We start from the raw sequence: 18,319 nt of genomic DNA on the forward strand, positions 1-18,319 counted from the left end.
CGGATGGCCACGGTGATCCCTCAACTTAGGCTCGGCGCGAAGCTCGGCAGCGGCCATTTTGGAGAAGTCTTCCTTGGCCATGACAGCGTCCACGGCGAGGTGGCAGTCAAGGTAATTGCGCGCAATGTCGGAGAGAGCGACGGCGCCTGGTTGGCTCGCAGGGCCGGGCTGCTTGCAGAGGCTCGGAATCTCTCGAAGGCCAGCCATGACAACGTAGTTCAGGTTTACAGCATCCACGAGTTACCTGACGGCAGCAGCGTCCGCTTCTGCATGGCCTACTGCCCGGGGGGATCACTTCAGAGCGCGTTCGATGCTGGCCCGACAGCTCTACTGCGCGTGCGCAAAGTCGCAACAGAGGTCGCCATCGGCCTCGAAGCGCTGCACGCGCGGGACATGCTCCACCGCGATATCAAGCCGGGAAATATATTGCTTAACCGATCGGGCGTCGCTCAACTTGGTGACTTTGGGCTCGTGACCGACGACCTGATCTTGGGGTATGGGTCACAGGCCGGCTACTCGGATCACATCGCGTACGAAGTCTGGCATGGGCGCGGGACGAGTCGCAAGACCGACATCTGGGCGCTTGGCATGACGCTCTACCGGCTATTGCATGGCAAGACCTGGTACGAACTTGCTCCATCTCCTGTGGACTTGGTCAAACATGGCGGATTTAGCGACTCGCTCCGCTGGCTTCCCCACGTTCCGAAATCCTGGCGTCGGGTGATCCGGAAGATGCTCAATGATGATTCGGACCTTAGATACCAGTCTGCTTCGCAGGTTCTGAACGCGCTTTCCGGTCTTCCTACGCCAGCCTGGGCGACCCAGGTCACTCCCGGGCGTGTCAGTTGGGAACAAACGATGGGTGACAGGCGCAGGATCGTAGAGTGGACTGAGCACTCAGCCAGGAAGCATGAGTGGAAAGCTTGGAGCGAACCGGTCGGAAAGCTCGGCCGAAAGATGTCGCTCGCTGGTTCGACAGGCGTAGTTTCGAAGAGTCAGTTGCTCCGCGAACTAGACGCCTTCTTCGAGGGGTAACAGCTCAAAAGGCGCGAAGCGCGCGGGGCAAGATGTAAGGTCCACTCATATCTGCAGGCGTTAGCGGTTTGAGACCAAGCGACGCTGCGGCAATGGCGCGGCGAGAGTCCGCGCAGCTAGAGCAATAGGAAGAACTGGCAACGATACCGTCTTCCGGCGTCCAGTAGCGCTTGCAGAAGCGGCACTGAGGACGCACTAGGCTGAGGCTCCCGGACCTTTTGCGCATAGCGTTCTCCCGCGGCATTTCGTTGCAGTTCCTCGAATCGAGGACCATGGTATCTGTTTATTTATACAGTATAAGCCTTGGGCCGCGCCTGTGCAATGCCCTAAATGTCGGCACATAAGTTCGCTAGAGCGGACATCTGAGATATGCCGAATTGAAGCAGGGACCGGTCAACCGGCCCTAGAGGTCAAACGGCCATGGGATGCTGACTAGGCGGCGTCGGCGTGTCAGCAGCCTGCGCTTGGAGTCCGATATCCACCGTCATAAGCTGCAGCTGCTGCAGGCGAATAGACATCGCCTGCTCACTTACCTCAAAATTCCGAGCAAGCGATGCTACTGAGATCTCGTCAAAAAGATCTCGCTCAAGGGCGGCACGAATGACGTGGTGAGTTGGCATCAGTAGGCATGCCGCAAATGCATTTGCTTCACGCTCTTGCTGAACAGTCGTTTGCGAGCCTTCTTGCTGGTAGACGGCAGAACTCGCCTCGCCTACTCGTTGATAGACCCGAATTTGGCGATCGATATACATGCGTTGACCGGACGCATCGCCGTTCGTTTCATCATCGTGAAGCACTAGATGCCCCAGCTCGTGAGCGATCGTGAATCGCCGTCGATTGTGAGGATGATCCTTGTTCACAAGGACATGGCGCTCTTCGCCTTTGACGATGAGTACGCCTGCCGTTTCAGCGTCCATTTCTTCATCATGAAGACGAACGTTTAGGTTTTGAAGGACCTTGTCGAGGTCTACAGGGATCGTCAGCGCACCTGCGTTACGCAACACCTGTTGGGCCTTGCGCTCGACTACTTCGGCGTTGATTCGACTCATCGCTGTTCTTTCATTTCAAGGATGGCAGCAATTTTCTGCAGAGTCTTCTGTGGGGCGACGTAGGTCTTACCCCCAAACTCCAGTGCGGTCATCTCTGGCAGGGCCTTCTCTTGCACAACCTCCGCAGGCCTAGGCAAGATGTCAAGCACATTGGCATCAAAAACCTCGCAGATTTTATAAAGCACGTGAAGGCTGACCTTCTGCGCACCCTTCTCGATATTAGTGATGGAAGTTCGCTCCAAGTCCACCATCGCAGCTAGTCCGGCCTGAGTCATTCGACCCTCAGGAGTCTCAAACCCCTCGCGAAGCTTGCGTATGCGTTCGCCAAGGAGTTGGTAGAGGCGCGCCTCATTGATCACTTTGATTCTTCCCGCGGTTCCTGTGCTCGGATTTTAGATCGACAACGTGAAAATGTCAATATCTTTGACATTGAAGAGAACCTCTAAAGTCAAATGTCATTGAAAATCACATGCATGGCCGCATATGCCAACACAGTTGGCGATTTATTGCTGGCATGTGGTAGCATTGCTGTGCTGATGAATAGCAAACGGCGCTCGGGACGTGTGAACTGACCGGGTGGAGACGAAAAAAAGCGCCTTGAGGGCGCTGAGGAGGTGCGATGAAGCAGTTGGAATGAAACAAGGGGTCTTACCTGGACGGCAAGACCCCCTGAGTGGACTCGTTGAACAACACTCGTCCGGTTTGGCGACCATGAGTGTCAGCGAATCCAGTTCAGGCGTCAACCGCCCAAGTAAAGGCCGTAGGTCAGTCGGAGTGAATTCCGACCGCATGGATCCTTTCTTAAATACGGAGATTCCGTTGAACACTTCGCACATTCATATCGCTGGCAAAAAGCTGGCAACTTCCCCTGGCGCCAAGCGCGGCCAGGATCTCATCAACATGGGCAAGCTGGTACCTCCCGAGCAACTGGTGCTCGAGGTGGACGGCGACGTTGACATCGCGATCAGCCCGGACGACGTCATCGTCATCCGTGGCGGTGAGCGATTCAGCGTTGGCGATGGCAGCCCCCAACTCCCCGACAACCCGGTGATGCGCAAGCCGATCGCAGCGACGCTGAACGAGCAGCCGTTGTCGAACTTCGGTGGCGGCCGGCACGGCAAGGCGTCTGTCGCGGAGTTGGTGATCTGGGCCGGTGGTGGCAGTCAAGACATCTGGATTGACCTCGATGGCCTGGCCGACGAACTGCTACAGCCGACCGATCGTGTCGTGGTCCAACCCGCGGACCACTACATCTCGGTGCCGCGTGAAGAAGAAGACCGGCTGTACGAGGTCACGGTCATCCTCGACGGCGAGGACAAGGCCCGGCGCTTCCCAGCCGCCATGACCGTGCTGCAGGCCATCCGCCGCAGTCTGCCGCCTCGTGACCGGCCGAACGCCTCTGACTTCGACATGGTGGATGGCAATCTCGGCACCTCTGCGCTCGACGTCAATCTCACGTTGAAGGCGGCGGGCGTGCGCGATGGCCATGTCCTGTCCATCACCAAAAAGAACGGCGGCGGCGGGTGAGCGCGGCGGTCATCGTCAACCCGAAACTGGCCGCGGCCAGTTTCGGGAAGGCGATCCAGCCGCTGCTCACCGGACGGGAACGATACGCAATGCTCGGGGTTCGCCTCGTAGCGTACGCGTTCCCGTTCCTCGACGTGGAGCTGGACTGGTCCGCCCATGGGCGGACCATCCGACTCCGCGTTGACGGTACGGACTATCCGTACCGACCGGTGGGCGGCTGGTGGATCGATGCATCCGGCGAGCGCCTGATGCCGGGTCAACAGGCGGTACCGGCGAGCAACGGCTTTCACCTGAACAAACAGGACGGCACCACGCCGGCGCCCTGGTTCTGCTTCATGGGTTGGAGGGAATACCACGACCATCAGGGCCATCAGGAGGTGTCCTGGGCCTCGATTCGCAACGTGCCGCGGTACTCCGTCCTACAACTGATCGTGCAGCTCCAGCGAGAGCTGAACAAGACGGGGGTCACACTGGGATGAAGATCAAACAATGGAAGATTGGCAGCGACGTGCTGGTTCAGACTGAGGCGGCATTTCGCGCCGGGGCACATGAAGTGTTCGCCATCTGGTCCGCCGAGCATGTCAAGGCTGAGGTCCTCGAGGAGCTGCAAGTTGACGGCTGCATTGTGCCCACACAGACGCCGGGGGTGACCGCGGAAGGGGTCTGGGTGCATATCGAAGGCCGCGAGCTTCAGCGCATTCAACTGGACAACTTCAAGGCCGGGCGCCGCAGCGTAATCCAGCTTCATACGCATCCAAGCGCAAACGTGCGGATGTCGCAGCTGGACCGCGCTTGGGAGGTCGTGCGCCATGTCGGCGCACTCAGCATCATCGTGCCGCACTACTGCCGGTTCGGCTTGCAGCTTGGGGCCGATGCAAATGTCTACGAGCGCGAGGAGAACGATTGGCGACTGTGGTCGCCAGCGGAAGCGCGGGAAAGGCTGGTGATCGTATGAGCGCCGCTGAAAAAAATCGCCAGGCGTTGCTGGCGCTCTTTGGTGACGACGCGCTCGTGTTGAAGCTGTCCAGCACGCGCATCGCCTTGGCGCTTCCGTCGGCCAACACCCCACCCAGTGCAGTGCTGCTGGCCACAGTGCTGGCCGATGTCCTAGGCCGCCTTTGGCCGAACATCGACTTCTTCGGTGAGATCGCTGAAGTCGCGCTCGCCGTCAGCCACGATGCCGCCAGCTCAGGTGGTGCGCCTGTCGACGGCATGAAGGTGGGCTGGGCGCCGCCGTACGATATGGTGATCAGCGTCGGCGCAGCTGCGCCCGACGCGACATCGCCTTGCATCCGGGTGGGCGCTGATGGATGGCAGGTGCAGTTCGGCGACGAAGCCACTTGCGGTGACAGCATGAACCCAGTAGGACCTGCGTTTGCCGCCGGCCTGGCGGCTGCGCAGTTGTTCTCGGTCTGCTTTTCTGCCGCATTGGAAGGCTCAGGCCTCCGACCCATCGGCGATTGGGGCACCGACGTGAGGGGGCTATTTGAAGCACCGGGGCTCGAATTTCGCGCCTTCGACATTCAGGAAACGCACGTCTTTGGAGTTGGCGCAGTCACCCACGCGTTGGTATGGCTGATTGAGAACTGGCCGGAGCCCGTTTCAGGCGAACTGCACCTGGTGGACGGCGACGCCTATGGTGAAGGCAACGGTCAGCGGTACGCATTTATGAAGCCGGGCAGCATCGGTACGTCCAAGGTGGAGGCGGTCGCGACGCGCTTGAAATCAATGCACCTGGCGGCAGAACCGCATAGCAAGGGCATGAATGACTACTGCGAGGAACGTGGGCACGACCGGCCCTTGCTGCGCGTCATTGCGGGATTGGACTCAGAAGAGTCTAGGCGCCAGGCGGGGCTGAAAGACCCCGAGCGCGCCATCAACATGTGGACGAGCGGAAGCTATATCGGTGCGGGTCAATATGTTCCAGGGCATGGGCGCGGCTGCCTAGTCTGCGCCTATCCTGAGTCAATTGAGGCGCCGCTGGACGAGGTGGCAAAGTTTCACAAGCAGACGGGTCTGTTGCCGGATGTGGTTCGTGAACTGTTGGATTCCGCCCGCGGGCTGACCGCGGAAGAAGCTCATAAGGTCGCGCAGGCGAAAGGCGTCCCGGCCGAACGAATCGTCGGCGAACCATTGCGCTCCGTCATCCCTGTGCTCTGCGCGACCGGCAAGGTGCCATTGAGCGAAGCCAAGGAGGCGGTCGACGTGCCCTTCGCCTTTTCCTCGCTACTTGCTGGGGTGGCCGGCTTCGTCATGCTGCTTCGCGACGTGCAGATTCGCGGCGAAACAAGCGTGTGCTGGACCCAGCATGTCTTTAAGCGACCTTCGCCTTCGATGTTGAAGGTCGAGGGAAGGCATGCGCGGTGCGTCAGGTGCGATGCCGCTGAACTGGTGGACGAGCCCGCGTGATGTGAGAGGTGAGATCCGCCGGCCTCCGGCTCCAGTGGGTCCGACCTGGTGATGCCGTGCACACACCGAGTACGCTGGCCTTGCATTAAGCAAGGCCAGCGGCTCACCCCTCGGCACATGACATTTCGGGCGCGTCGCGCGCGCCGTCAGGATCGCCTCCAAAAGTTCAGACTTGAGTGAACAAAGTTCAGAGTTGAATGGTTTTCGACACCGACCGAAAAGAGCCCCCCCGCGACTGCGCACCTGTTGACAGGTGGCACCTAGGTGTACTACTGTATTGGTACACCAACGTAACCCCCGTCACCCGTGCCTGCCCTGGACCTCTTCCACATCAACACCGGCTCCACCGAACCGATCTACCGCCAGTTGGTGGAGCTGGTGCGGCGGCTGGTGGCCAGCGGGCAGCTTAAGGCCGGCGACGAGATTCCTTCGGTGCGCGAGCTGGCCCAGGGCCTGGTCGTGCACCCGATGACGATTTCCAAGGCCTATGGCCTGCTGGAGGCCGAGGGCCTGCTGGAGCGCCGTCGCGGCCTGGCCATGCGTGTGGCCGCCCAGCATCGGCGGGCCCAGGCGCCGCTGGACCGGGCCGAGCTGCTGCGGCCCAGCCTTGAGCGCGCCGCCCAGGAAGCACGCCAGCTGGAGCTGTCCACGGCGCAGGCCCTGGCCCTGTTCAAAGAGATTCTTCAGGCGGAGGAGCCGCAGTCATGAACACAAGCTTGTCAATCGCCGCCGACGGTGGCCTGGCCCTGCAAGCCGGCGCACCGGCGGCCTCGGTGCAGCTCAGAGGCCTTTGTCTGAGCTATGGCGGCCAGTCCGTGCTCCAGGGCCTGGACTGGGCCCTGCAGCCGGGCCAGGTGATAGGCCTGCTGGGCCGCAACGGGGCCGGCAAGACCAGCTTGCTGGAGAGCCTGCTGGGCCTACGCGAGCCCGATGCCGGCGAGGTCAAGCTGTTCGGTCAATCGGTCGCCGGGCTGGACGATGGCCTGCGGTCCCGCATCGGCTATGTGCCACAGCAGTCAGATCTGTTCGAGGGCTTCACCGCCGGCCAGTTGCTGGCCTACTTTCGCAGCTTCTATCCGCGCTGGAACGAGGCCAAGGTGGAGGGCCTGATGTCGCGCTGGGAGGTGCCGCGCGACCGGCTCATCGCCAAGCTCTCGGGCGGCCAGCAGCAGCGCCTGTCCATCATCCGCGCGCTGGCCCATGAGCCCGATCTGCTGGTGCTGGACGAGCCGGTGGCAAGCCTCGACCCCGCGGGACGGCGCGACTTCCTGCGCGAGCTGGTCGAGCGCGTGCTCGACCGCGGCACGACGGTGGTGTTCTCCACCCACATCCTGTCCGATCTGGAGCGGGTGGCCTTCAATGTCGCCTTCCTGAAGGAGGGTCGCATCGCCTGCCAGGCGCCGCTGGAGGAGCTGCTGGACCAGGTTCGCATCGCTGTGGGCAGTCCGGTCGAACTGCAGTCACTGCAGGCGGTTCATGGTGCGCAGCTGCTGCGTCGAGGAGCCTTGGCCCCGGGGCAGGAGCAATGGCTGCTGCGCTTCACGCAGGGCGCGCCGGCCGATGCGCGGCTGCGGGCGCTGAACCTGGAAGACCTGTTCATGGAGCTCAGCTGATGCGCGCGCTGGCGGCGCTGCCCCAGGCGCAGATCCTGCTGGGCCCCTGGTGGTCGGCCGGCACCTCCTGGCGCCGCGTCTGGTCGCTGCTGTTGGCCGCCGGCTGGCTGGTGCCGGTGGCCCTGCTGGCCTATTTCAAGGGCAGTCATGTCGCCACTCAGCTGGGGCTGCTGATCGCGGTGGTCTATCTGCAGCTGCTGGGCCTGGCGCTGCTGATCAATCTGGTGCGGCAGAACCATCCCCATGCGGCGCGTCTGGTGCCCGGCCATCTGCAGCATCTGCGTGCCTGTGCTGCGGTGCTGATGCTGGTGCTGGCACCGGCCTGCGGCTTGCTGGCCGCTGCGGCGCTGGGCGAGCCGCTGGCCTGGGCGCTGGGGGCCGGGGTCTGCCTGCTGCTGATCGGCGTCAGCGTGCGCTGGCCCGAGATCTGGTGGTGGCTGTGGATCGTGCCGTCCACGGCATGGTGGTGGTCTGACGGCATGGTCTGGGGTCTGCTTGGCGGTGCCATGCGCCGCTGGTATGTCGAGCAGCCGCTGAGTCTCGCCGCCTGCGCACTGCTGTTTCTGCCCTGGCTGCTGAGCCGTGTCGTGCTGTCCGGCGGCACCGCGCATCGGCGTGCCCAGGCCCGTGCGGCCGAGTGGCGCCGCAAGATCGGCTCGACCCGCTGGAGCGTCGCCGAAACACCGGGCGCGGGCGGGGTGGGCGGTGCCTTCAACTGGCTGTACGGTCTGTGGCGTGGCTTCCTGCTGGCCCGTGCCCGCCCGCAGCCGCGCAGCGTGCTCGCGCGCGCGGAGCTGGCGCTGTACGGCAGTTCGCACTGGAGCGCCCACCTCGGCGGCGTGCTGCTGGTGATGGCGCTGGTGGTTCTGCTGCTGGTCGGGGTGCTGATCTGGACGCCGGTGACCTGGGAACATGTCGTACGCCGGGGCGGCGTCGGCCTGACTATCGGTGTGATGAGTGCCTGCTTCAGCCCGCTGATCGGTCTGCCGGCCGCGCTCTACCAGTCGCGTCGCGAGCAGGCTCTGCTGATGTTGCTGCCGGGCATGCCGCGCGGCTCGGCACTGAACCGGGCGCTGGCGCGGCGCCAGATGTGGCATGCCGTTGGCGCGCTGGCGGTGGTGCTGGGCCTGCTGCAGCTGCTGCTCGGCACTGCGGCGCTGGAGAATGGGGCGCTGATGGTGGCCGTGGGTCTGCTGCTGTCGGTCTCCTTGTGGGCGGACTGGTCGCGGCGCGGCCTGCCGCGCGAGCTCTGGTACGTGGCGTTGGTCGGCGGCGGCATGGCGCTGGCCATCAGCCTGGCGGTGGTGCTGGACGCGCTGGCCTGGGGCCGCTGGCTGGCTCTGCCGCTGGCGCTGCCGGTCTGGCTGGGCCTGTTGCGCTGGCGCTGGCTGCGTCTGCAGACCTGGCCTCAGGCCTTGCCGGCCGGGCGCAACATCGGCCGCTGATCAAGGCATCAAGCGCGAGCCAGCCCCACGATCTGCGCCGCCGGCAGCACGCCCGAGACGCGCTGCACCTCCAGACCCTGGCGTATCTTCACCAGGGTCGGGATGCTGCGAATGGCAAAACGCTGCGCCAGGCGCGGGTTCTCGTCGCTGTTGACCTTGACCAGCAAGGCCTGACCCTTGAGCTGGGCGGCGGCCTGCTCGAACTGTGGCGCCATCTGCCGGCAGGGGCCGCACCAGGGGGCCCAGAAGTCCACCAGCACCGGCAGCTCGCTGCCCTTGACGACGGCGTCGAAGCTGGCGTCGCTCAGCGTGATTGGCTTGCCGTCCAGCAGTTCGAGACCGCAGCGCCCGCAGACCGGATCCTGCTGCGTGCGCTCGTCGGGCACGCGGTTCTTGGCTTGGCAGTGGGGGCAGGTGATCAGCATCGGGGTTCCTTGGTGCTCAGTCTCGCATCTTGGGCGGCTGGCGCGCTTTTCAAGGCGCGGCCTTGAGCCGCTGCTCCAGCGCCGCGCCCACCTCCTGCATGAAGGCGCGCACCCGGCCGGTGTGGCGCAGGTCCGGGTGTGTGAGCAGCCAGACCGGCGTGCTGACATCGGGCAGCACCTCGGACACCGCCACCAGCTCGGGTTCGCTGGCCTCTATCACCGTGGGCAGCAGGGCCAGGGCCAGACCCGTGCGGGCCATGGCCACGGCCGGGTGCAGCAGGTCCAGCCGCATCACCACCTGCTCGGGTGGCACATGGTCCAGCATCCAGCGGTCGAAGAAGCGGGTGCGGCGCTCGCTGTCGAAGCCTATCCAGGGATGGCCGCCGCAGAGCTCGGACAGCGGCGTGAGGCGCTGCGGCAGGGTGGCCGAACCGCGCCGGGCATAGACACGCATGCGCAGCTCGCCGAGGTTGCGCCCGACCAGATGCTCGGGCACCAGGCGGCTCATGCGCAGGGCGACATCGGCGTCGCGGCGCGACATATCGACCAGGGCCGAGTTCTCGCTGACCTCGACCATGATGCCGGGGTGGCTGCGCCGGAAGGCGGCCAGCGCCTCGGGCAGCAGGTGCAGGGTGGCGACGAAGGCGGTGGTCAGGCGCAGCACGCCCTGCAGCTCCAGGTCGCGACCGATGATGCGGCGCTGCATTTCGCCAATCGCGTGCTGCATCTCGCGCGCCTGCTGCGCCAGCAGCGCGCCGGCCTCGGTCGGCTGATAGCCCTGGCGCAGGCGCTCGAACAGACGCGTGCCGAGGTCCTGCTCCAGCGCGTTCAGGCGCCGCAGCACCGTGGTGTGGCGCACGCCCAGGGCCTGGGCCGCGGCATTCAAGGAGCCCTGCTCGGCGATGGCCAGGGCGTAACGCAAGTCGTCCCAGTCGGGCAGGCCTGAGGTGGTGATCGCTGTCATTGTGCAAATTTGCAAACTCAGAGTGCAGTTTGCGCAGTTGTTGGTGCGAATTTGCAAACATACCATGGTCGCACCGAATCACCTCACCGGAGTGCGCCATGAAACTGCCCCCTGTCCCCACCCCCATCTGGCTCGGTCCCTTGCTGGACCGCTGGTTCAGCGCCTGGATCGCCCGCAGCGAGGCGCGCTGGCGGACGGTTGAACTGCGCCAGCGCTACTACTGAATTGACCTGATCTGAACGGAGAGCCTCATGCCCCATCTGCACCTCAGCCTCAGCCCCGCCCCCGGGCGGGAGCCCGATCACACCCTCCTGGCCCATGCGTTGACCGAGTTGACGGCCCGGCATCTGGCCAAGGACCCGGACCTCACCGCCGTGCGCCTTGCCCGCGTGCCGGCGCCGGATTGGTTCGTTGCCCGGCGCTCGCTGGCCGAGCAGGCGCTGGCCAGCTATCACCTCGAGGTGCAGGTCACGGCCGACACCAATACCGAGGCGCAGATCGCGGCTTGGCTGCAGGCCGTGCATCTGCTGCTGGGCGATCAGCTCGGCGCGCTGCATCCGGCCAGTTACGCGGTGGTTCAGCAGTTGCCGGCCGCGGCCTGGGGCTATGGCGGGCGTTCTCAGCTGGCCCGACGCCTGCAGGCCGCGGCCGAGGCGGTAGCCGCCGCCTGAGTTTGATGCTGCGAGTGTCCGCCGGCCCCGTTAGACTTGCCCTCTGGCCGCGCTACCGGCGCCGCCGGTCACCCGGTGCGGAGCCGGGGCTCATGGAAGGCTTGTGGACACAGCAGCATTGCAAGGATCAGCGACGGGCGAGGGCCGGCGTGCCTGCCTGCAGCGCCTGGCAGTGGCGCTGTGTGCGGGCGGCGGCCCCTGGCTTGGCGCGCGGGCGCAGGGCGTGCGCGCCGAATCGCTGGCCGTGCTGTACCCCGAGATCGGCGAGCCCTTCCGCGCCATCTTCGCCAAGATTCTCGAAGGCATAGACGATCGCTTGCAGGCCCGCGTCCTTAGGGTCGCGGTGCCGGCCGAGGCCGATATGGCGGGCCTGGCGGCGGACATGCAGCGGCGCGAACCCAAGCTGGTGATCGCCCTGGGCCGCGCCGGACTGCGCCTGGCAAGTGTGCTGGACCGCCGCATCGAGGTCGTTGCCGGCGGCGTGATCAGCCCCAGCGAGGCCGAGGCGCGCGACGCCACCGTGCACAGCCTGGCGCCCGATCCGCTGCTGCTGATGCAGCGTCTGAAGGGCCTGCTCCCAGGCGTCAAACGGGTCAGCGTGGCCTATTCGGCGCGCCACAGCGCCTGGCTGATGCGCTTCGCCCAGGACGCCGCGCGCCAGCTGGGCCTCGAACTGCAGGCCCAGGAGGTTGGCGACCTGAAGGCCGCGCTGCGCCACTACCAGGAGTTCTTTGCCCAGGCCTCGCCGCAGCATGCGCTGTGGCTGCCGCAAGACCCCCTGTCGGTCGATGAGTCGACGGTGTTGCCGCTGGTGCTGCAGGAATCCTGGAACCACGGCGTGCCGCTGTTTTCCAGCAACCTTGGCCATGTGCGGCGGGGCGCGCTATTCGCGCTCTACCCCAACAATCTCGAGCTGGGCCGCAGCCTGGGTGGTTCGGCACTGGCACGCCTGGCGGGCAATGCCGGGCCACGCAGCGCCCTGCCGCTGCGTGACGTGCATGCGGCGCTGAACACCCGTACCGCCAGCCATCTGGGCCTGGACCTGAGCCCTCGATTGCAGCAGGCCTTCGAGCTGCTGCTGCCCGAACGATGAGTCGATTGCTGGCGCGCTGGAGCGCCCGCCTGCGAGGCGCAACCTTTCGACGCCAGCTGACCCTGGCGGTGGCCGGCGGCGTGCTCGGGGTGGCCGCGGTGTCGGCGGTGCTGTCATCCTGGCAGGGCAGCCTGCAGGTCCGCGAGACCCTGGTGCGTCAGGGCCTGAACCTGGCCACCAGCCTGGCCCAGCAAAGCCAGCTCGCCCTGCTGACGGAGGGGGCCGACAATGCCCGCGAGCCGATTGAGCGGGCACTGTCCTTCCCCGATGTGCTGCGGGTGGAGCTGCTGCGCGCCGACGGCCGGGCCCTGCTGGCACGTGGCGCAGCGGCACCGGCGGCGGCCATGCCGCCGATGGCGGGCGCGCTGGAGCCCTACCTGGAGGCAGAGACCGGTGCGGCCTGGACCTTTGTTGCGCCGGTGCGCATGCAGCCCGGCGAGGCCTCGCCGTTCGAGGCACCGGCGGCGCAGGCCGAGCTGCTGGGCTTTGTCCGCGTGACCCAGGGCAAGGCCGCGCTGGTGCAACTGGTCGGCCGGCTGGTGGCGATCAACTTCGGCGTCGGCCTGGCGCTCTCGGCCCTGCTGCTGTGGGCCTTGCGGCAGCTCGCGCGCCGCCTGACCCGGCCGCTGGGCGAGCTGGCCGCGGTGATGGCCCATGCCGGCGAGGGGCGGCTGGGGCTGCGTGCCCAGGTCGAGGGGCCGCGCGACATCGCCAATATGGCCCAGGTCTTCAACGGCATGATGCACGGCCTGGAGCTGCGCGAGCAGGAGCTGCAGCAGAAGAACGCGGAGCTGGCCCGCCATGCGCTGACCCTGGAGGAGCGGGTCGAGGAGCGCACCCGCTCGCTGAGCAGCGCCAACCGCGAGTTGCAGCAGGCGCTGGACACCCTGCGTGACACCCAGCGGCAGTTGATCGAGGCCGAAAAGCTGGCCTCGCTGGGCAGGCTGGTGGCCGGCGTGGCCCATGAGCTGAACACGCCGCTGGGCAATGCGTTGATGGCGGCCTCGACGATGCAGGCCGAGCAGACCCAGCTGTCCGAGGCCATGCATGCCGGGCAGCTGCGCAAGTCCGAGTTCGACCGCATGCTGAGCAAGACCATCGAAGGCAACACCCTGGTGATGAGCAATGTGCGGCGTGCCGCCGAGATCATCCGCGACTTCAAGCAGTTGGCGCTGGACCAGACCACCGATATGCGACGCGGCTTTCTGGCGCACGAGGTCATTGGCGAGTTGCTGGCCACGCTGCAGCCGATGTTCCGTCATTCACCCTACGAGCTGGCGGTCGAGTTGGAGCCCGGCCTGCGGATGGACAGCTATCCCGGCCCGCTGGGCCAGGTCATCAGCAATGTGGTGCAGAACGCCCTGCTGCATGGCTTCGCCGGCCGCGACCAGGGGCGGGTGACGGTGCAGTGCCACGCGCTGGGCGATGACCGTGTGCAGGTCATCTGCAGCGATGACGGCGAGGGTATGACGGAGTCGGTGCGCCTGCGTGTGTTCGAGGCCTTCTTCACCACCAAGCTGGGCCAGGGTGGATCGGGCCTGGGCATGCAGATCGTGCACAGCCTGGTGACCGGGCTGCTGGGGGGGCGGGTGCAGGTGGAGAGCGAGCCGGGGGCGGGCACGCGCGTGCTGATCAGCCTGCCGCGGCAGGCGCCGCAGGCACCGCAGACGGGGCCGTACGCCGCGAACGCTACGGCGCTGGACAGTCCTCCCGGTGCGTAGCAAGATGAGCCCCGGGCAGCGACCGTTGCGGAGGAAGCAGGCCATGCAAGGTCTGAGATGTATCGCCGTGGTGGGCCTGGCGTGGCGTGCCGTCGCGGCGGCACAGGGCAGCGAAGAGCAGGAGCTGGCCGAGGTCTATGGCGACCAGGCCACGCTGAGCATTGCCAGCGGCACCGCGCAGACCCTGCTGCGTGCCCCGGCGGTGGCGACAGTGATTACCGCGCAGGACATCCTGGCCATGGGTGCCCACGACCTCGACGAGGTGCTGGAGCGCGTGCCCGGCCTGCATGTCGGCCGCAGCAGCGGCAGCTACCCGACGCTGTATCTGGTGCGCGGCATCTACAGCGCCTACAACCCGCAGACCCTGGTGCTGCAGAACGGCGTGCCGATGACGACCCTGTTCGTCGGCAACCGCGGCAATGGCTGGGGTGGACTGCCGGTGCAGCACATCGCCCGCATCGAGGTCATGCTGAGCCCGGGCTCGGCCCTGTACGGTGCCGACGCCTATGCGGGCGTGGTCAACATCATCACCAAGAACGCGCAAGACATTGCCGGCACCGAGGCCGGCCTGCGCCTGGGCTCGTTTGGCAGCCGCGAGGCCTGGGTCCAGCATGGAGGCAGCTGGGGCCCGGTGCAGCTGGCGGCCTTCCTGCGCCGCTACAGCAGCGACGGCCCGGGCTCGCGCATCGAATCTGACGCCCAGAGCTTCAACGACCGCACCTTCGGCACGGCCGCCAGCCTGGCCCCCGGCCGCATGAATCAGGCCAATGAAAGCGTTGACGCGAATCTGGATCTGGCGCTGGCCAGCTGGCGCCTGCGCTTCAACTACAAGCAGCGCGAGCTGGGCGCGGCGGCAGGGGTGTCACAGGCGCTGGACCCGACCGGCCTGTACCGTACCGCGCGCCTGGTCAGCGACCTGTCGTGGAGCGAGGCCCAGCTGGCGCCAGAGCTTGGTGCGGGCTTCACGCTCAGCGCGATGCACTATGCGGTGACCTTTCCTCGTCCGCTGCAGATCTATCCAGCCGGCGTGCGCTTCCCGACCGGGGTGTTCCCGAACGGCATGTTCGGCGCCCCGGAGACCTGGGAACGGCAATGGCGCTGGCATGGCCATCTAAGCTACACCGGCTTGAAGGGCCACCAGCTGCGCATCGGCCTGGGGCTGGAGGACCTGGATCTCTACCGCACCCGCGAGCTTAAGAACTTCGGCTTTGCGCCGAATGGCCTGCCGGTTCCAGAGCCCGAGATCACCGACCACACCGGCACCGACCCCTTCATGCGGCCGCAGCGCCGCCGCGTCGCCTATGCCTATGTGCAGGACGACTGGCAGATCTCGCCCGACTGGGCGCTGACCCTGGGCCTGCGCGCCGACCGCTTCTCGGACTTCGGCAGCACCGTCAACCCGCGCGTCGCCCTGGTCTGGGAGGCGGCTTACAACCTCAGCCTCAAGTTCCTGCATGGCCGGGCCTTCCGCGCGCCGACCTTCAACGAGCAATACAGCATCAACAACCCGGTGTCGCGCGGCAACCCCGACATCCGGCCCGAGACCCAGCGCACCACCGAGGCGGTGCTGATCTGGCAGCCCAACCGAGCGGCGCAGCTGGCGCTGTCGGTGTTCGGCTACAAGATGGATGACATCATCCGCGCCACGCCGAATGCCCTGGCCGGCACTGGCACCACCTACAACAACACCGGCGATCAGCGCGGCAAGGGCTTCGAGCTCAGCGGCAGCTGGGAGCCGGTCAATGCGCTGCGTCTGCAGGCCAGCTACAGCTACCAGCGCTCCCGCGACGAGGCCACCGGCGTCGATGCCGGCTATGCGCCGCACCACCATGGCTATCTGCTGGCCGACTGGCGCCTGAGCAGCGCCTGGCGGCTCGGTGCCCAGGTCAATCATGTTGCCGGCCGCGCCCGGCCTGCCGGCGATGCCCGCCCGCCGGTGGCCGACTACACGGCCCTGGACCTCAGCCTGCGTCTGGCCCTGCCCGGCACTGGCTGGACCCTGGCCGCCCAGGTTCACAATGCACTGGACACCGACATCCGCGAGCCCAGCCTCGCGCCGGGGCGCATTCCGAATGATCTGCCGATGGCGCCGCGCACGTTCAGCGTCGAGGCGAGCTACCGGTTCTAGCTAGAGCGGCAGTTCCGTGTAGTAGCGCCCGCCGTGAAAGATCAGCGGCAAGGCATTGGCGGCCCAGCTGCAGCGCTCGACCTCGCCGACAAAGATCACATGGTCGCCTTCCTGGTACTGGCTGCGGTTGGCGCATTCGAACACCGCCGCCGCGCCCTCCAGTACCGGCGCGCCACCGGCACCCTCGCGCCAGGCCACGCCTGCGAAGCGGTCGATGTCGCGCATCGCAAAGCGCTGGGCCAGGTCCTTCTGGTCGGCGGCCAGGATGTTGATCGCATAGTGCGAGCCGCGGCTGAACACCGGCATCGAACCGGCACGCTGGGCCAGGCTCCACAGCACCAGCGGGGGCGTCAGCGAGACCGAGTTGAAGGAGTTGGCGGTCAGGCCGACCAGGCTGCCGTCGGCCCCGCGCGCGGTGACGATGGTCACGCCGGTGGCGAACATGCCCAGGGCGGCGCGGAAGTCGCCGGTGCTGAAGGCGGCCGCGGCGTCGTTGGGGAGGGGAGGGGCTGATCCGGGCGCAGTCATGCCGGCATTGTCGGTGTTTTGGTCAAGCCCTGTTTTCACGGGGTACTCCTAGAATCGCGCCATGCTCCAGCCCCCTGTGTCTGCCCCTGTGCCCCTGTCCCTCACCCAGCGTCTGGCCGCGCTGCACCGGCTGGCCGTCGTCATCGTGCTGGGTTTTGCCTCCGGCCTGCCGCTGGCGCTGACGGGGCAGGCGATGCAGGCCTGGCTCAGCGTCGAGGGCATTGATGTGGCGACGATAGGCTTTCTGAGCCTGGTCGGCCTGCCCTATACCTTCAAGTTCCTGTGGGCACCGTTGATGGACCGCTTCGACCTGCCCTGGCTGGGCCGGCGGCGAGGCTGGCTGGTGCTGACCCAGCTCCTGATGGCCGGTGCGCTGCTGCTGCTGGCCGCCACCTCGCCCTCGCAGGCGACCCGGGCCTTTGCGCTGCTGGCGGTGCTGGTGGCCTTCATCTCGGCCTCGCAGGATGTCGTCATCGACGCCTATCGCACCGACCTGCTGGCCCCGCAGGAGCGGGGCATTGGTTCGTCGCTGAATGTGCTCGGCTACCGGCTGGCGATGATCGTTTCCGGTGGCGTGGCCTTCATCTGGGTCGACCCGACCCAGGGCGGTGGCTGGACCTGGCCCGAGGTCTATCGCCTGATGGCCGCGCTGATGGCTGGCGCGGCCGTGGTCTCGGCGCTGTGCCTGCCCAGGCTCAGGACCGTACCCGCGCCCAGCAGCGTGGCGCGCAACGACATCCTCGGTTTTATGGCCGTATTGGCGGCCGTGGTGGTGGGCTACAAGCTCAGTGACCTGTTCGGTCTGAGCATTGCCCAGGCGCTGCTGGGCCCGCTGCTGCAGCAGAGCAGCCTGCCGGCCGCTCTGCAGGGCCGCTGGGTGGAGCTGCTGGCGCTGATGCTGGGCATAGGCTTGACCCTGCCGCTGGCCGCCTGGGCGGCGCGCCGGGCACGCTTCGAGACGCTGCTGGGCGGGCTGCGCAGCTATTTCTCCATGCCAGGCGCGGGCGCGTTCCTGGCGCTGATCGTGCTGTACAAGCTTGGCGACGCCTTTGCCGGCTCGCTGATGACGCCGTTCCTGATCAAGTCCATGGCCTATGGCACGGCCGAGATCGGTGTCGTCAACAAGGTCATCGGCCTGTGGCTGACGATAGGTGGTGCACTGCTGGGTGGCCTGCTGATGATGCGCCTGGGGTTGTGGCGCTCGCTGCTGCTGTTCGGCCTGCTGCAGATGCTCAGCAATCTCGGCTTCTGGTGGCTGGCCGTGCATGGCCAGGGGGCGATGGGGGGCTTGACCGTGCCGGCCTTCGACTGGGGCTTCGTCAAGCTGGCGCAGACCACACCGGTCGATGGTGGCCTGCTGATGGTGATTGCGGCCGAGAACATCTCGGGCGGCATGGGCACGGCGGCCTTTGTGGCCCTGCTGATGAGCCTGTGCAACCAGCGCTTCACCGCCACCCAGTACGCGCTGCTGTCGGCCTTCGCCTCGGTGGGCCGGGTCTGGGTCGGGCCGCTGGCCGGGGTGCTGGCCGAGTCGATAGGCTGGCCCAGCTTCTTCATCACCTCCACCGTCGTCGCCCTGCCCGCCCTGGTGATGCTGTGGCTGCTGCGTGACAGCGTGCGCGCGCTGGAGGTGCCTCTAGGCGCCGCGCTTGATGATTGATAGGCTGGCCCAAAATAGGGAACCGGCCGCCCTCACTTTGCTCTGACGCCC

Annotated in this window: 19 protein-coding genes; 14 read left to right on the forward strand and 5 right to left on the reverse strand. The window is 66.2% G+C overall.

Annotation, left to right across the window (positions count from 1 at the left end):
- The first annotated feature begins 3 nt into the window (after window positions 1-3).
- A complete protein-coding gene (locus DES47_RS09410) occupies window positions 4-1,035 on the forward strand; it encodes a serine/threonine-protein kinase (RefSeq protein ID WP_133700408.1) in 1,032 nt (343 codons plus the stop codon).
- Between the two features lie 410 nt (window positions 1,036-1,445).
- Here the strand turns inward: DES47_RS09410 and DES47_RS09415 are convergent, their stop codons facing one another.
- Window positions 1,446-2,084 (reverse strand): ImmA/IrrE family metallo-endopeptidase, encoded by a 639-nt coding sequence (locus tag DES47_RS09415; RefSeq protein WP_133700409.1) that lies wholly within the window; start codon window positions 2,082-2,084, stop codon window positions 1,446-1,448.
- Window positions 2,081-2,443 (reverse strand): helix-turn-helix domain-containing protein, encoded by a 363-nt coding sequence (locus DES47_RS09420; RefSeq protein WP_166651932.1) that lies wholly within the window; start codon window positions 2,441-2,443, stop codon window positions 2,081-2,083. The genes DES47_RS09415 and DES47_RS09420 overlap by 4 nt, the downstream gene beginning before the upstream one ends.
- Window positions 2,444-2,903: 460 nt before the next feature.
- Here DES47_RS09420 and DES47_RS09425 point away from each other — a divergent pair, with 460 nt between their 5' ends.
- The 7 genes from DES47_RS09425 (at window position 2,904) to DES47_RS09455 (ending at window position 9,078) form a co-directional block, all read left to right on the forward strand.
- Window positions 2,904-3,611 carry a hypothetical protein gene (locus DES47_RS09425; RefSeq protein ID WP_133700411.1) on the forward strand — a complete coding sequence of 236 codons (708 nt, stop codon included), beginning with the start codon at window positions 2,904-2,906 and terminating at the stop codon, window positions 3,609-3,611.
- On the forward strand, window positions 3,608-4,090 hold the full coding sequence (locus tag DES47_RS09430; RefSeq protein ID WP_133700412.1) for a hypothetical protein: 483 nt from the start codon (window positions 3,608-3,610) through the stop codon (window positions 4,088-4,090). The genes DES47_RS09425 and DES47_RS09430 overlap by 4 nt, the downstream gene beginning before the upstream one ends.
- A complete protein-coding gene (locus DES47_RS09435) occupies window positions 4,087-4,566 on the forward strand; it encodes a hypothetical protein (RefSeq protein WP_133700413.1) in 480 nt (159 codons plus the stop codon). The genes DES47_RS09430 and DES47_RS09435 overlap by 4 nt, the downstream gene beginning before the upstream one ends.
- Window positions 4,563-6,020: a ubiquitin-activating E1 family protein gene (locus tag DES47_RS09440; RefSeq protein ID WP_133700414.1), complete on the forward strand. Its 1,458-nt coding sequence runs from the start codon at window positions 4,563-4,565 to the stop codon at window positions 6,018-6,020. Before DES47_RS09435 ends, DES47_RS09440 begins: the two co-directional genes overlap by 4 nt.
- 306 nt (window positions 6,021-6,326) lie before the next feature.
- The gene (locus tag DES47_RS09445) at window positions 6,327-6,728 is read left to right on the forward strand and encodes a GntR family transcriptional regulator (RefSeq protein ID WP_208114944.1); all 402 of its coding nucleotides are present in this window, start codon (window positions 6,327-6,329) and stop codon (window positions 6,726-6,728) included.
- Window positions 6,725-7,633 carry an ABC transporter ATP-binding protein gene (locus tag DES47_RS09450; RefSeq protein WP_133700415.1) on the forward strand — a complete coding sequence of 303 codons (909 nt, stop codon included), beginning with the start codon at window positions 6,725-6,727 and terminating at the stop codon, window positions 7,631-7,633. The genes DES47_RS09445 and DES47_RS09450 overlap by 4 nt, the downstream gene beginning before the upstream one ends.
- Complete coding sequence (locus tag DES47_RS09455; protein ID WP_133700416.1) at window positions 7,633-9,078, forward strand: hypothetical protein; 1,446 nt, start codon at window positions 7,633-7,635, stop codon at window positions 9,076-9,078. The genes DES47_RS09450 and DES47_RS09455 overlap by 1 nt, the downstream gene beginning before the upstream one ends.
- An 8-nt stretch (window positions 9,079-9,086) precedes the next feature.
- Here the strand turns inward: DES47_RS09455 and trxC are convergent, their stop codons facing one another.
- Window positions 9,087-9,503 carry a thioredoxin TrxC gene (gene trxC / locus DES47_RS09460; protein WP_133700417.1) on the reverse strand — a complete coding sequence of 139 codons (417 nt, stop codon included), beginning with the start codon at window positions 9,501-9,503 and terminating at the stop codon, window positions 9,087-9,089.
- Window positions 9,504-9,552: 49 nt separating this feature from the next.
- Entirely contained in the window at window positions 9,553-10,467 is a 915-nt protein-coding gene (locus tag DES47_RS09465) for a LysR family transcriptional regulator (protein ID WP_166651933.1), read from the reverse strand.
- A gap of 98 nt (window positions 10,468-10,565) precedes the next feature.
- Between DES47_RS09465 and DES47_RS29560 the strand changes: the two genes are divergently transcribed.
- The 5 genes from DES47_RS29560 (at window position 10,566) to DES47_RS09485 (ending at window position 16,080) form a co-directional block, all read left to right on the forward strand.
- Entirely contained in the window at window positions 10,566-10,691 is a 126-nt protein-coding gene (locus tag DES47_RS29560) for a hypothetical protein (RefSeq protein ID WP_279537327.1), read from the forward strand.
- A 27-nt stretch (window positions 10,692-10,718) separates the two neighbouring features.
- Window positions 10,719-11,138, forward strand: a complete 420-nt coding sequence (locus DES47_RS09470; protein ID WP_133700419.1) for a tautomerase family protein — start codon at window positions 10,719-10,721, stop codon at window positions 11,136-11,138.
- A 118-nt stretch (window positions 11,139-11,256) separates the two neighbouring features.
- Complete coding sequence (locus DES47_RS09475; RefSeq protein WP_133700420.1) at window positions 11,257-12,231, forward strand: ABC transporter substrate binding protein; 975 nt, start codon at window positions 11,257-11,259, stop codon at window positions 12,229-12,231.
- Window positions 12,228-13,952 carry a sensor histidine kinase gene (locus DES47_RS09480; protein WP_133700421.1) on the forward strand — a complete coding sequence of 575 codons (1,725 nt, stop codon included), beginning with the start codon at window positions 12,228-12,230 and terminating at the stop codon, window positions 13,950-13,952. The genes DES47_RS09475 and DES47_RS09480 overlap by 4 nt, the downstream gene beginning before the upstream one ends.
- Before the next feature lie 43 nt (window positions 13,953-13,995).
- Window positions 13,996-16,080, forward strand: a complete 2,085-nt coding sequence (locus DES47_RS09485) for a TonB-dependent receptor plug domain-containing protein (protein ID WP_166651935.1) — start codon at window positions 13,996-13,998, stop codon at window positions 16,078-16,080.
- Here DES47_RS09485 and DES47_RS09490 read toward each other — a convergent pair whose 3' ends face one another.
- Entirely contained in the window at window positions 16,081-16,608 is a 528-nt protein-coding gene (locus DES47_RS09490) for a flavin reductase family protein (RefSeq protein WP_133700808.1), read from the reverse strand.
- 61 nt (window positions 16,609-16,669) lie between these two features.
- Between DES47_RS09490 and DES47_RS09495 the strand changes: the two genes are divergently transcribed.
- Window positions 16,670-18,268, forward strand: a complete 1,599-nt coding sequence (locus DES47_RS09495; RefSeq protein ID WP_133700423.1) for an AmpG family muropeptide MFS transporter — start codon at window positions 16,670-16,672, stop codon at window positions 18,266-18,268.
- Window positions 18,269-18,319: the final 51 nt, after the last annotated feature.

Source organism: Roseateles toxinivorans (assembly GCF_004362525.1).
In the GTDB taxonomy this organism is placed as follows: Bacteria; Pseudomonadota; Gammaproteobacteria; order Burkholderiales; family Burkholderiaceae_C; genus Paucibacter; species Paucibacter toxinivorans.